Here is a 13,203-nt window from a genome sequence, read left to right as displayed (position 1 = left end):
AGGGAGTCAGCCTCATGAGCCTTTCCACCACCGACCATACAATGCCGCCTTCGTCGCCCGCCGAGCCGAGCGACGGCTGGCTGATTCAGAGCTGCGAACGCGGCTGGCTGCCCGACAGCGTGATCCGTTTCGGCATGCGTCAGCTGATGCGCCAGCGTTTGCGCGACGAAGCGATCGACAACGGCGAGGTGCGCGCACAACGGCTCAACGGTCTGCTGGACGACTTGCGTTCAAGTCCGATCGCCATCGAAACGCAGGCCGCCAACACGCAACATTACGAGGTGCCGGCGTCGTTCTTCCACGCGCATCTCGGACCGCATCTCAAGTATTCGTGCTGTCTGTACCCAACCGGCAATGAGACGCTCGTGCAAGCCGAAGCCGCGATGCTAGAGCGCTACGCCGAACGCGCGGAACTGGCCGACGGTCAGCGGATTCTCGATCTCGGTTGCGGATGGGGTTCGTTGTCGTTGTGGCTGGCGGCGCATTATCCAAACGCGCAGATCGTCGCGCTGTCGAATTCGCATGGGCAACGCGTGTTCATCGAAGCGCGCGCGGCGGAGTTCGGTTTGCACAACCTCTCGGTGGTCACGGGCAATGTCGTCGATTTCGAATTCGACGAAGCGCAGCTTGGCGGCGGCTTCGATCGCGTGGTGTCGATCGAGATGTTCGAGCACATGAAGAACTACGGGCTGCTGCTCGCCAAGATTTCACGCTGGATGCGCGACGACGCGAAGCTGTTCGTGCATATCTTCGTGCATCGCACGCTTGCCTATCACTTTCAGGTGCAGGACGGCAACGACTGGATGTCGAAGTACTTTTTCACTGGCGGCACGATGCCCTCCGAAGCGCTCCTGCTGAACTTCCAGGACGATCTGCGGATGGAGCGGCAGTGGTGGGTGAGCGGCGCGCACTACGAGCGCACGGCGAATCACTGGCTCGCCGCGCTCGACGCAGCGCGTGACCGCGTGATGCCGATGCTGGTCCATACATATGGCGCGCGCGATGTGGCTGTATGGTTTCAGCGCTGGCGCATGTTCTATATGGCCGTGGCCGAGTTGTTCGGCTACGCCAACGGGAATGAGTGGGGCGTGGGACACTATCGGTTTGTAAAACGCTAAACCGAATCCTGATCCGCGCCTCGGTATGACCGCAAGGAAACCCATTTCACTGAACACGTTGTTGCACGACATTCGCGCCTGTACGGTATGCGCGCCGGTGCTGCCGCATGCGCCGCGTCCGGTCGTCGTGGCGTCGGCTGATTCGCGCATTCTGATCATCGGCCAGGCGCCCGGTGCGCGCGTGCATGCTTCGGGCATTCCATGGAGCGACGCCAGTGGCGCACGCTTGCGCAGCTGGCTCGAAGTCTCCGACGAAACCTTTTACGACGCCTCGAAATTTGCCATCGTGCCGATGGGTTTCTGCTTTCCGGGCAGAGGCACGAGTGGCGATTTGCCGCCGCGGCCCGAATGCGCCGCGCTCTGGCATCAGGCCTTACTGGCCCAGTTGCGCGAGGTGCGGCTCACGGTGTTGATTGGCCAATACGCGCAGCGTTTTGGCCTCGGCGACGCATTCGGGCCGACGCTGACCGATACGCTGCTGCGCTGGCGTGATTACGGCCCGCACGTAATACCGCTCCCGCACCCCTCGCCGCGCAATATCGCGTGGTTCAAGCGCAATCCCTGGTTCGAAGCAGACGTATTGCCGACTTTGCGGGCGCGGGTTGGTGCGGCGCTCGAGGAATGACCCGCCTCGCGCCGTCGAAATACGTCGAAACAATCGGAAACACACAATTAAGCGATTGACGGAATAAAACGGCAAACTGATGCGTTTGCTTCATACCGGCGGCGAGATCAGGCCTGCTGCGGCACGGCCGAATTTTCAAACAGCTTTCGCTAGAAAACCATTTGCAGACGGAACGACCGATGAATACTCACGCCGACTCCTTGACCGATTCAACCGGCACGCCGCTGGCGTCGCGCTATACCCGCACGGCGATAACGCTGCACTGGCTGATTGCGCTGCTGATGATCGGCAATGTGGTACTCGGCCTGACCGCCGAATCATGGCCTGACGACTGGGTGCGTCCGGTGGTCGACACGCATAAGTCGATCGGCATCACCGTGCTCGGTCTCGCGTTGATGCGCATCTTGTGGCGCGTGACGCACAAGCCGCCGCCGTTGCCGCGTGAGTTTCCGTCGTGGGAAAAAATCGCCGCACACGTTGCCCATTTCTTGCTGTACCTGCTGATGATCGCGCTGCCGCTATCCGGCTGGCTGCACGATTCCGCGTGGAAAGATGCTGCCACACATCCCATGCATCTGTTCAACCTGTTTCCCTGGCCGCGCATCGGCTATGTGATGAATCTCGACCCGGTGCTCAAGGAGACACTGCACGACCGCTTCGGCGCCTTGCATACGTGGCTCGGCTACGCGCTGTATGCGTTGCTGGCAATGCATATCGGCGGCGCGCTGAAGCATCAATGGATTGATCGCAAGTCGGTTCTGAAACGCATGGTGCCGTAAGCATCGCCACGCTGCTTTCTATCTAATAACCACCAACGACGAACTCGGCAGTCATTTTGAAGAAAACTCTGGAACAGGCGCTCGCCCTCGCATCGCCGCGCATACTGCCGCGTCCCACTACGCTGCTCAGCACGCTGATTCATTTCAGCGTCGTCGTGCTGTGGTTGCTGCTGTTCGCCCGCGCATTCTTTCTGCAAGGTGTGGTGGCGTGGTCGACCGGCATCGCGTATGTCGTGTACGACACCTTGCTGCTTGCGTTCGTCACCTGGAAAACGCTGCCGCTGATGCAGCCCACGCCGCCGCTCGAGCCGGACTTCGATGCGCGCAACTTGCCGGACATGGGTGTGATTGTCGCGTCGCATAACGAGGCAACGGTATTGCCGGTGACGCTCGCCGCGCTGCTGCGCCAGACGCATGGCCCGGCGCAAATTGTGATCGCCGACGACGGTTCCACCGATGCCACCCACACGCTGCTCACCGAACGCTTTGGCCTCACTGCCGCCGCTGACGGCGTGCTGAGCGCGCCGAGTTCGCTGTACCCGAATCTGTACTGGCTGCGCGTGCCGCACGGCGGCAAGGCGCGAGCGCTGAACGCCGCCATCATGGTCATGACCACCGAGACCGTGATGACCGTCGACGCCGACACGCTGCTCGACGACGACGCTACTTACGCGATGCGCGCCGCCTTCGCGAGTGAACCGAAGCTGGTCGCGGCGGCCGGCATTCTGGTGCCGGTGTGCGGCAAATCGGTGTCGGGCCGCGTGTTCCAGTGGTTCCAGACCTACGAGTACATGCGCAACTTCATCGCCCGTTTTGCGTGGATGCGCGCCGACAGTCTGCTGCTGATTTCCGGCGCCTTCGCGTCGTTCAGGCGTGACGCGCTGGTCGACGTGGGCGGTTTCGATCCGCAGTGCCTGGTCGAAGACTACGAACTGATTCATCGGCTGCGCCGCTATTCGGTCGATCATGATCTCGGCTGGGACGTGCGTGTGGTCGGCGATGCCCATGCGCACACCGACGCGCCGGACAACCTCGGCAGTTTCCTGCGGCAGCGCCGCCGCTGGTTTGCGGGTTTCCTGCAAACGCAATACTGGAACCGCGACATGACCGGCAACCCGCGCTACGGCAAGATGGGCATGCTGATGCTGCCGGTCAAGGCCATCGATACGATGCAGCCGATCTACGGGTTGACCGCCTTCGCGTTGCTGCTCGGCTTTCTGTTCGGCGGGCATGGCGCGATCGTCGTGTCGATTTTCAGCGTGATCGGCCTTAAAACGGCGATCGACCTCGCGTTTTATCTCTGGTGTATCCATCTGTATCGCCGCTGGACTGGCCATCGCACCGGCTCCAGTTTGTGGATGGCGGTGCTGGCGGCGATCGCCGAGCCATTCACATTCCAGCTCGTGCGACACGTCGGCGCTCTGCTCGGCTGGCTGCATTTCCTGCGCGGCGGACGCTCGTGGGGCGTGCAACGCCGCTCCGGGCTCGTGACGCGCGACGAAAGCTAGCCGCCGATCATCTGACCAAAGGCATATGGAGAGGAAGAATGGCTCGCCAACCCAACGGGCGGCGAGCCGGACACGGCACGCAGGCGGGGGAACCATGCCGCTTCGGGTTCGAGTAGACTGTACGGCGATGTCGGCCCGCGAATTGCAGGGCGACCACCTTCTATCCGCTCGTGCACGGAGGCTCCACCTATGCATGCTGTTCCCCCGCTCGAACAAGACACCGTCGATGCGCCGGTCGATGCGTCGCCTGCTCATACAGCCGCGCAAACCAACGCCTCAACAGGCGCGAAACCCCACGCGCCGGATCAGGCCGCCAACGACGCCCCAGTGCGCGATCTGCGGCGCGTAGGTATTCACCCTGATTACTGGTATCCGCTCGCGTGGTCGCATGAGGTGAAGCGGGGCAAGACGCATGGTGTGACGTTCGCGGGTGAGCCGATCGTGCTGGCGCGTACGGAGTCCGGCAAGGTGTTCGCGCTCGAAGACCGCTGCGCGCATCGCCAGGTACCGTTGCATCAGGGCGTGGTGGACGGCGAGTCGATCCGCTGCGGCTATCACGGCTGGACCTACGACTGCTCCGGCACCTGCATCGACGTGCCGTATCTGGGCCGCGACCGGCTGCCCAATGGCGTGCGTTCTTATCCGTGCCGCGAAGTCGAAGGCCTGATTTTTGTGTTTCCCGGCAATGCCGAGTTGGCCGAAGAACGGCCGCTACCCGCGTTCAGCTCCGTATCCGACAAAAAGTACAAGACGCGCCGTTTCGGCCGTCCGGTGAATTGCCACTATTCGTTCATGCACGAGAATCTGATGGATATGAACCATCAGTTCCTGCATCGCCGCCAGATGGGTCAGATGCGCGCACGTTCGCTGGGCCGGCGGCGCGGCGAGGGCTGGGTCGAAGTCGATTACACGTTTGCGCGCATGGCCGGCCAGCAGCCGATCGGCGAAGCGATCGTGTTTGGCCAGAGCCGCAAGACCGGCGGCGACAACGACAAGGACGTGATGACGATCCGCACCGAGTATCCGTATCAGACGCTGCAGATCCGCACGTCCGATCAGACGCTGGTGATGGATTTGTGGATCGTCTACGTGCCGCTCGATCGTGAGCAGCGCACGAACCGCACCTTTGGCCTGCTGTCGATTCGCAAACCGGGCATTCCCGGCGTGCTGAATCTCGCGTGGCCGCTGCTCGTGTGGTTCACCGAACGCATTTTCAAGGAAGACCGCGAGATCGTCGAAGCGGAACAGCGTGCGCATGATTCGCAGGGCGCGGACTGGAATCACGAGGTGTTTCCGGTCATCAACGAACTACGCGCCTTGTTGCGCGAAAGCGGCGCGCCGGATCAGGTGGTGGGCGCCGGCACGGGTGGCGCCGCGGTGATCCGCTTCTGGGATTCGCGTCACGGCAACCCATTGTCGAATACTTGATATTCGAGTTTTTTTTGGGGCTTCGGCCGTTGCCGCGATCGTGGCGGCGGTTTCTGAGCATGCTGGCGAGGTGGCGCTTTCGTAAGTCGGCTTTCCGCCCGGTGGAGAACGAATCCATCTCCACCCGGTAGGGAATTCAGGCCGATCGAGCAGCGATAATGACATCTGACACGCCGAGGTTTGCGCCAATCGAGATGCGCTGACCTCCGACCCGTGTACCATTTCGCTTTTTCCAATCTTTAAGAACGCCTCGTGACTACGCAACACATCCCCACCGCATCCCGCAAATCCCTCACTCTGCTGCAACTGCTGGGCCTCATCGGCGCCGCCGGCCTGATCGCAGCGATTGCGCTGAACCAGTTCGCCTGACCCCGCCACGAAGCCCTCCCTTCAAGCATCCGACCCTATGCCGGCGCTCGTCGCCGGCTTCATCGATATTCCGATTTGCCATGTACAAGAAGGGCGTCGCTGTAGAAATCCAGTTTTCTCCCGAACGGCTCAACGACGGCGCCGGCGATCCGTACTGGATCGATTTGACGCAGGTCGAAGCGCAACGGCTGTTGGAAAGCCTGCAGGCACGCCTGGCTGAAAGTAGTGCGGGTACCGTCGCGCCTTTGGTTGTGAGCCTTGACGAGACGACGGCGGCGTCGCGCGCGGTCGATGCGCCACATGCCGCGGAAGAAAGCGCGGCGCCTGCGGACGACTTCAAACAATGGGTTTGCGTGATCTGCGGCTGGATCTACGACGAAGCCGCCGGCTTGCCGGAAGAAGGTATCGCGCCGGGCACCCGCTGGGCAGAGGTCCCGGCCGACTGGCGTTGCCCACTGTGCGACGTGGGCAAGGAAGATTTTGCGTTGGTCGAGTTTTAAGCCGGAAAATCCGCGCCGACCGTCGTGGCCTCCCACGCATCGAAGTCGCCGCGCATGAAGTCGAGCTTCTTGCGCGCCAGTTCGAGCGCGGCCTTGCCGAGCAGCAAACGCAGCGGTGGCTTGTCTGACAGCGCGGCGTCGATGATTGCCTGGGCGGCGCGCACCGGATCACCCGCCTGCTTGCCGCTGCGCGCCTCGGTCTGTTTGCGGCGCTCACCGGCCGTGGCCGCATAGTCGTCGATCTCCGTCGCTGATTGCTTGATCGACGGACCCGCCCAGTTCGTGCGGAACGGGCCGGGTTCGACGATCAGCACGTCGATGCCGAGCGGCTTCACTTCCGTCGCGAGCGACTCGGACAAACCTTCCACCGCGTATTTGGTGGCGTGGTAATAACCGGTCGCGGCGAAACTCGTGATGCCGCCAATCGACGACACATTCACAATCAAGCCACTGTGCTGCTCACGCATGATCGGCAACACCGCCTTCGTTATGTCGACCAGACCGAACACGTTGGTCTCGAACATGGCGCGGACTTCGTCGTCCTCGCCTTCTTCGATCGCGGCCAGATAGCCGTATCCCGCGTTATTGACGAGCGCGTCGATGCGCCCGAAACGCTGCTTGGCCTGCGCGACCACGTCCGCGATCTGCTTGCGGTTCGTCACGTCGAGCGGTAGAACTAACGCGCGGTCGCCGTGCGCTTCGGCGATATCTTTCACTTTCGACGCGTCGCGTGCGGTGACCACCGCACGCCAGCCGCGCTCCAGCACCAACTTCGCCAACTCGCGGCCGAAGCCGGTGGAACAGCCTGTAATCAGCCAGACGGGATTGTCTCGATTCATCATTTGGGAAACTCCGGTTGATGGGCGAACGTGGCGCGGGTTGTTGGTCGAATAGCGCCCTTATTGCTGCTTGCGTTTCGAGTGGGTTTTTAATTGTATTCTTAACACGGCGGCCTCGCTTTGCAGCGCGTCGACGAACGCACCGGCCAGCGGATGGCTTGGGCGATGCTCTGGATGAACCACACTCACTCGAAACGGCAATGACACAGCGAGCGGCCGGATATGCAAATTGCGGCCCGCGAAATCCAGCGCCGTAAGCGGATTGACGATGGCCACGCCGAGACCTTGCCGCACGAAACTGCACACGGAGACGGCGGTGGGCGTCTCGATCATCTGGCGGCGCGCGATGCCTGCTTGCGTGAAGGCTTCGTCGATCTGAATCCGGTACGGATCGTTCGACGACAGGCTGATGAAGGGCTGATTCGCGAAGTTCTTCAATTCGATCACGCGCTTGGCGAGCAATGGATGCCCATCGGGCAACACGCAAACTTCGTCCACTTCGAGCAAGGGCGTCAGGCGTGTTCCAGCAGGCGGCGCGCCATGTTCGGTCAAGCCGAGGTCATAACGCTGCGCGGTCAGCCATTCTTCGAGAAACGGTGATTCCTGTGTTGCGATCGAGAGACTGACGCCGGGCTGTACATCGTGAAAACGCTTCGCCGCGCCTGGCAGGATCGAGTGCGAAAACGCGGGCAACGCGATGATGGAAAGCTGGCCGCCCTGGAATTCGCGCAGACTTGCCGCCGTGGACGCCACCCTTTCGAGCCCGATATACGTGCGCTTGATTTCATCGAACAGCGTCAACGCGGACATGGTTGGACGTAGCCGCCCATGCACGCGTTCGAACAAGGCAAAGCCGACGCTCTGTTCCATGCGTGCCAGCTCGCGGCTTACCGTGGGCTGCGAGGTGAAGAGCATCTCGGCCGCTTTGGTGACGCTGCCTGCTGTCATCAACGCGCGGAAGACTTCGATATGTCGATGAGTGAGCGCCATGATGTGTATATCAAGAATGAATGGATTCACAAAGAATAGGTATTTTACTGAATGACCGGTTCTCAGCATCATGTTGCTCACTAATGCTTCGAGATAGAGAGCCGCGAACCGTGACCACATTCAATCCACCACAACTCGTCGAACTTGCGCGTCAGTACGGCACGCCCCTTTGGGTCTACGACGCCGACGTGATCCGCCAGCGTATTGCCGAATTGCGCAGCTTCGACTTGATCCGCTATGCGCAGAAGGCGTGTTCGAACGTGCACATCCTGAAGCTGATGCGGGACGAAGGGGCGATGGTCGACGCGGTGTCTTTGGGCGAAATCTCGCGCAGTCTCGCGGCGGGTTTCACGCCGGATGGCGATCCAGAGGGCGTGGTTTTTACGGCTGACCTCGTCGATCACGCAACGCTGGCTGCAGTGATCGAGCATCGCATCACGGTCAACGCTGGGTCGCTCGATATGCTCGAACGTATTGGACAGCATGCGCCTGAAGGTCATCGTGTGTGGCTGCGAATCAACCCCGGTTTCGGGCATGGACACAGCAACAAGACCAACACGGGCGGCGAGCATAGCAAGCACGGGATCTGGCTAGATGATGTGCCGCTGGCAATTGCCATGGTGCGGCGTTACGGTCTGAAGTTGGTCGGGCTGCACATGCATATCGGCTCCGGCGTCGACTACACGCATCTATCGCGCGTATGCGATGCGATGGTCGAAGCGGTGCAAGGCTTGGGCCACGATATCGAAGCGATTTCGGCCGGCGGCGGTTTGTCGGTGCCGTACAGCGAAGGCGAACCGCGGATCGACGTCGAACATTATTTCCGTCTTTGGGATTCGGCGCGGCGGCAGATCGAAGCGCATCTTGGGCATCGCGTGAGACTCGAAATCGAGCCGGGGCGTTTTCTGGTCGCCGAAGCGGGTGTGCTGGTTGCCGAGGTGCACGCGCTGAACCGGCGGCCGAACCGGCAGTTCGCCTTGGTGGATGCGGGATTCAATGATCTGGTGAGGCCATCGTTTTACGGCAGCCATCATGAGATGACGGTGGTGAAGGGTAATGGCATGCCGAGCGAAGCACCGGCTGGCTCTTTCGCGGTGGCCGGGCCGTTGTGTGAAGCGGGCGATGTGTTCACGCAGGAGGCGGGCGGTGTCGTCACGAGCCGCTCCATGCCGGCTCCTGAAGTAGGGGACTTCGTCGTGTTTCATGACACCGGGGCATACGGCGCGTCGATGTCATCGAACTACAACAGCCGGCCACTGGCGCCTGAGGTGTTGCTGGAGAACGGCACGCCGCGGTTGATTCGGCGCAGGCAAACTATCGAGGAGTTGATCGCGCTCGAAACGCCAGATTGATTTTGTCGAGCGTGGTTGCTGCGAGCGCTCGTTGGGCTCTTTATGCTCCAACGCTCATCGCGCCCGCACAGTGCGCATGTACGACGCAATCATCGTCGCGAGTTCCTGTGCGGCTGGCGTGACGGGAATCGCCGCGCGCTGCAACAGGCAGACGTTCTGTTCGACCGCCCGTTCGCGCACATTGATCAACGTGAGCGTGCTCGCAAACGGTCCGCGTTTGACGACAATCGACGACTCCAGCGACAGGCAGTCCGTCGCGCCAACCAGATGCAGCGTCTCGTACAGACCTTCCACCGTCGCGATGATCTTCGGCGGCGGCAGACTGTGGCTCTCAAACAGATGGTTCAGCCGATTGACCTGCGGATCGTCAGTGAGATTCGGCGAGGGCGTCGCCACCCAAGTGCAATCGGCGAGATCGGCAATCGAGGTGGCACCCGCTTTCGGATGACCGCGACGGCAGACCACCACAGGATCGGACGGATAGAGCGGCGTCACGGATAGATCGGCCGTATCGGTGTGCTTCGACACTAGCGCGACGGCGAAATCGAGCCTGCCCTCTCGAATCCACGAAATCATCATCCGCGAGGTGCCGGTGCGCAAATGCACGGCGACCCGCTCGAAGCGCGCGCGGAATTCCATCAGGACCGGCGCGAAGGCGTCGATGAGCGGCTCGGTGGTCATGCCGAACGTGACCTCGCCCGCGTAGTCGCCACGCAACTGCTGCACTTCCTGCTCGGCCCGCTCGCATTCGCCGAGAATCGCGCCGGCGCGCTGCAAGAGCCGCTGGCCGAGCGCGGTCAGCGCGATGCCGCGGTTCGTGCGGGTGAATAACGTCGCGCCCAGCATCGATTCGAGGTTCTGCAACTGCTGCGTGATGCCGCTCTGGGCGATGCCGAGCGCCCGCGACGCCGCGCGAATGCTGCCGTGCTCGGCAACGGCGGTGAACGCGCGTAGCTGGGAGATCGTCAGCGCCATGAGAAGTCTCTGTGATCGGTAAAAGTGATCATGATATTACTTTCGGGACTTCTTTGAGGCGCAACGGCGGCATAGGATGGCCCAGTAGTAATCCGCCCAACCCACACCCGCCTCCCATGAAAATTCCGCTGATGATCCTGAGCGCCGCGCTGGCTTTCAGCAGTGTTGCGTTTGCCGCCGACCCCGCCACGCTGCGCCTCGGTATCGATCCGACCTATCCGCCGATGGACTCCAAGGCGCCCGACGGCAGCTTCAAAGGTTTCGACGTCGATCTCGGCAACGAAATCTGCCGGCGCATCCATGCGCATTGCCAGTGGGTCGAGCTCGAGTTCTCGGGGATGATTCCGGCGCTGCAGGCGCGCAAGATCGACGCGATCCTTTCGTCGATGGCGATCACGGAGAAACGTGAGCAACAGATTCTGTTTTCGTCGAAGCTGTTCCAGTTCAAATCGCGGCTGATCGCGCGACAAGGTTCGGCGCTCGCGGGCGGTTTGAATGCGTTGGCTGGCAAGCAGATCGGTGTGCAGTCGGGGACGCAGTTCGAGGGTTACGCCCTGAAGAATTGGGCGCCGCTTGGTGTGCACGTGGTTGCGTACAAGAGTCAGGATGAGGTGTTCGCCGACTTGCAGAACGGTCGTCTCGACGGCGCGTTGCTCGGTTCTGTTGAAGCCGACTACGGCTTTTTGCGCACGCCGGCGGGGAAGGGGTTTGCGTTTGTCGGCGAGCCGCTTTCGATGGGTGATCGCGGCGTAGGTATCGGTCTGCGCAAGGATGAGACTGCGGTGCAGGCGTCCATTAACGAGGCGATTGCTTCGATGCGCAAGGACGGTACGTACGCGCAGATCGCGAAGAAGTACTTTGACTTCGATCCGTACGGTAACTGATTTACTCACTTCCTATTCTTCTCCAGACTTCTTGCGCTCATGAATAAGCAATCGATTCCGCTTCTGTCGCCGGCTATCGGCACGCACCGCGAACTGGTGTCGTTTCATTTTGGTCCTGCGGATAGCGGACAGAAGATTTATATCCAGTCGTCCCTGCATGCAGATGAAACGCCGGCGATGCTGACGACGGTCTTGCTTAAGCGTCGGTTGCTTCAACTGGAGAAGCATGGTGCGTTGAACGCGGAAATCGTACTGGTGCCGGTGGCGAATCCGGTTGGGCTTGGGCAGTACGTACTCGGGCAGTTTCTTGGGCGCTTCGATCTGGGCAGCGGCAAGAACTTCAATCGACACTTCATGCAGTTTTCGAAGCTGGTAGAGCGGGCTAAGGATGCCTTGGGTTCGGATGCTGCGGAGAATCGGCGGATTGTTCGTGAACTGATCGCGGCTGAACTCGCCGAGCAGAAACCGTTGACTGAGTTTGAGTCGCTGCAATTGGCGCTGCTGAAGCTCTCGTTCGATGCAGATGTGGTGATCGATTTGCATTGCTCGTTGGAAGCGGCAATGCATCTCTATACCAGTGAGGCGGCGTGGCCCGAGTTTGAACCTCTGTCACGGTATCTGGGCGCGCAGGCTTCGTTGCTCGCGACTAACTCGGGCGGGGAGTCGTTTGATGAGACGCACAGCTTGTTGTGGTGGCAACTGCAGCAAGCTATGCCTGCTGATAAGCCGGTACCCAATGGGGCGATTGCTGTGACGGTGGAATGCCGTGGGCAGCGGGATGTGTCTTATGAAGTTGCCCAGGAGGATGCGGACGCGTTGGTCGATTATCTGGTTTGGCGGAAGGCTATTAAGCTTGATGCGAAGCCTTTGCCCGAGTTGCTTGCACCTGCTACACCTCTTGCTGGCAGCGAGCAGTTCTATGCGCCTGTTAGCGGGATTCTGATTCATCGCGCGAAGATCGGGGACACGATTCGAGTTGGCCAGCCCTTGTTCGATATCGTCGATCCGTTGACGGATGAGACGACTACGCTCGTTAGCAATACCGAGGGTGTGTTTTATATGCGGCGCGCGATTCGGTTTGTGACGGCCGGGGCGCCCTTGGGGAGGGTGACTGGAAAGAAGGCGTTCAGGACCGGGGTCTTGTTGGGGGCGTGAGAGTCTTTGCCTTTTGTAGCGATTTTGTCTGAGGCTGTTAGGGCAGAGGAGTTTCCTTGCCGTGTGCTTACAACGCTGGTCTCGCGGCAAAAGGCGAGGCAAATGCCGTGCCGGACAGCAAAGGTATGGCCTGCCTTTTTCAGTTGGATCCGATGACCCTGAAGAATTTGAAACACTGACTGGTACGATCCAATTCGAGGAGGCTCCAGAGTCATCTGGAGCCCCATCTGTCACCGGCACAATTGGAACCCAGCCGGTCTATATATCGGCGTCCCCGCGGACAGCTCATACGAGACTCCCACGAACCGTGACGGAATGCCATATCGCACCCGTCAGTTGCATCCCCGCTAGGACGGCCAAGCTAGGAGCTAGGTCCGAACACGTGCGCATAGTCGACCCCCGCGTATAGCGTCTGTCCCATCTGGAAGACCAGCAATTCATTCGGTCACATTCCATTATCACGCACTAGCATTGTGTCGCGGTCCGCACTTCGCCAGCGCCAATCCGCCTACCTGCCCAAGCAACACAGATAGCCGATCGATAGCCGCTTTCTTCGATGTGTCTGACCATTCCCGGCACCAATGCAGAAATTTCTGCTAGACGCGTGCAGATCGTTTCTTCGATGATTGCGAGGCACGCTAAAAAGTGCCCGAGCGAGAAAAGCCCGCTGCGCCAGCACCT

Annotated in this window: 12 protein-coding genes; 9 read left to right on the top strand and 3 right to left on the bottom strand. The window is 60.8% G+C overall.

Annotation, left to right across the window (positions count from 1 at the left end):
• Nucleotides 1-14 precede the first annotated feature (14 nt).
• From M0D66_RS04020 to M0D66_RS03995, 6 genes are all read left to right on the top strand, one after another.
• Complete coding sequence (locus M0D66_RS04020) at nt 15-1,118, top strand: cyclopropane-fatty-acyl-phospholipid synthase family protein (RefSeq protein WP_266209084.1); 1,104 nt, start codon at nt 15-17, stop codon at nt 1,116-1,118.
• Between the two features lie 25 nt (nt 1,119-1,143).
• Complete coding sequence (locus tag M0D66_RS04015; RefSeq protein WP_200618709.1) at nt 1,144-1,743, top strand: uracil-DNA glycosylase family protein; 600 nt, start codon at nt 1,144-1,146, stop codon at nt 1,741-1,743.
• A 179-nt stretch (nt 1,744-1,922) separates the two neighbouring features.
• Nucleotides 1,923-2,522: a cytochrome b gene (locus M0D66_RS04010; protein WP_093634273.1), complete on the top strand. Its 600-nt coding sequence runs from the start codon at nt 1,923-1,925 to the stop codon at nt 2,520-2,522.
• Between the two features lie 56 nt (nt 2,523-2,578).
• A complete protein-coding gene (locus tag M0D66_RS04005; protein WP_266209083.1) occupies nt 2,579-4,030 on the top strand; it encodes a glycosyltransferase family 2 protein in 1,452 nt (483 codons plus the stop codon).
• 189 nt (nt 4,031-4,219) lie between these two features.
• Entirely contained in the window at nt 4,220-5,458 is a 1,239-nt protein-coding gene (locus M0D66_RS04000) for an aromatic ring-hydroxylating dioxygenase subunit alpha (RefSeq protein WP_093634271.1), read from the top strand.
• Nucleotides 5,459-5,907: 449 nt separating this feature from the next.
• Entirely contained in the window at nt 5,908-6,327 is a 420-nt protein-coding gene (locus tag M0D66_RS03995) for a rubredoxin (protein WP_301772710.1), read from the top strand.
• Here M0D66_RS03995 and M0D66_RS03990 read toward each other — a convergent pair.
• Entirely contained in the window at nt 6,324-7,169 is an 846-nt protein-coding gene (locus M0D66_RS03990; protein ID WP_093634269.1) for an oxidoreductase, read from the bottom strand. The two genes, M0D66_RS03995 and M0D66_RS03990, sit on opposite strands and share 4 nt — an antisense overlap.
• Before the next feature lie 57 nt (nt 7,170-7,226).
• Nucleotides 7,227-8,156 (bottom strand): LysR family transcriptional regulator, encoded by a 930-nt coding sequence (locus M0D66_RS03985; protein ID WP_211706744.1) that lies wholly within the window; start codon nt 8,154-8,156, stop codon nt 7,227-7,229.
• 110 nt (nt 8,157-8,266) lie between these two features.
• On the opposite strand from M0D66_RS03985, the gene lysA reads away from it, so the two are divergent.
• Nucleotides 8,267-9,508, top strand: a complete 1,242-nt coding sequence (lysA, locus tag M0D66_RS03980; protein ID WP_266209079.1) for a diaminopimelate decarboxylase — start codon at nt 8,267-8,269, stop codon at nt 9,506-9,508.
• A 54-nt stretch (nt 9,509-9,562) separates the two neighbouring features.
• Here the strand turns inward: lysA and M0D66_RS03975 are convergent, their stop codons facing one another.
• The gene (locus M0D66_RS03975) at nt 9,563-10,483 is read right to left on the bottom strand and encodes a LysR substrate-binding domain-containing protein (RefSeq protein WP_266209078.1); all 921 of its coding nucleotides are present in this window, start codon (nt 10,481-10,483) and stop codon (nt 9,563-9,565) included.
• Between the two features lie 116 nt (nt 10,484-10,599).
• Between M0D66_RS03975 and M0D66_RS03970 the strand changes: the two genes are divergently transcribed.
• Complete coding sequence (locus tag M0D66_RS03970) at nt 10,600-11,367, top strand: transporter substrate-binding domain-containing protein (protein ID WP_266209077.1); 768 nt, start codon at nt 10,600-10,602, stop codon at nt 11,365-11,367.
• Nucleotides 11,368-11,406: 39 nt separating this feature from the next.
• The gene (locus tag M0D66_RS03965; RefSeq protein WP_266209076.1) at nt 11,407-12,522 is read left to right on the top strand and encodes a succinylglutamate desuccinylase/aspartoacylase family protein; all 1,116 of its coding nucleotides are present in this window, start codon (nt 11,407-11,409) and stop codon (nt 12,520-12,522) included.
• Nucleotides 12,523-13,203 lie beyond the last annotated feature (681 nt).

Origin of the sequence: Paraburkholderia sp. SECH2 (assembly GCF_030464795.1) — a bacterium.
In the GTDB taxonomy this organism is placed as follows: domain Bacteria; phylum Pseudomonadota; class Gammaproteobacteria; order Burkholderiales; family Burkholderiaceae; genus Paraburkholderia; species Paraburkholderia aspalathi.
This window is presented reverse-complemented; position numbering and strand designations above follow the sequence as displayed.

Bases quoted from the DNA above. Each gene is read 5' to 3' on its own strand.
- M0D66_RS04010 (WP_093634273.1), top strand. From the start codon at position 1,923: ATGAATACTCACGCCGACTCCTTGACCGATTCAACCGGCACGCCGCTG.
- M0D66_RS03985 (WP_211706744.1), bottom strand. From the start codon at position 8,156: ATGGCGCTCACTCATCGACATATCGAAGTCTTCCGCGCGTTGATGACA.
- M0D66_RS03990 (WP_093634269.1), bottom strand. From the start codon at position 7,169: ATGATGAATCGAGACAATCCCGTCTGGCTGATTACAGGCTGTTCCACC.
- M0D66_RS03975 (WP_266209078.1), bottom strand. From the start codon at position 10,483: ATGGCGCTGACGATCTCCCAGCTACGCGCGTTCACCGCCGTTGCCGAG.
- M0D66_RS03970 (WP_266209077.1), top strand. From the start codon at position 10,600: ATGAAAATTCCGCTGATGATCCTGAGCGCCGCGCTGGCTTTCAGCAGT.
- M0D66_RS04020 (WP_266209084.1), top strand. From the start codon at position 15: ATGAGCCTTTCCACCACCGACCATACAATGCCGCCTTCGTCGCCCGCC.
- M0D66_RS04000 (WP_093634271.1), top strand. From the start codon at position 4,220: ATGCATGCTGTTCCCCCGCTCGAACAAGACACCGTCGATGCGCCGGTC.
- M0D66_RS03965 (WP_266209076.1), top strand. From the start codon at position 11,407: ATGAATAAGCAATCGATTCCGCTTCTGTCGCCGGCTATCGGCACGCAC.
- M0D66_RS04015 (WP_200618709.1), top strand. From the start codon at position 1,144: ATGACCGCAAGGAAACCCATTTCACTGAACACGTTGTTGCACGACATT.
- M0D66_RS03995 (WP_301772710.1), top strand. From the start codon at position 5,908: ATGTACAAGAAGGGCGTCGCTGTAGAAATCCAGTTTTCTCCCGAACGG.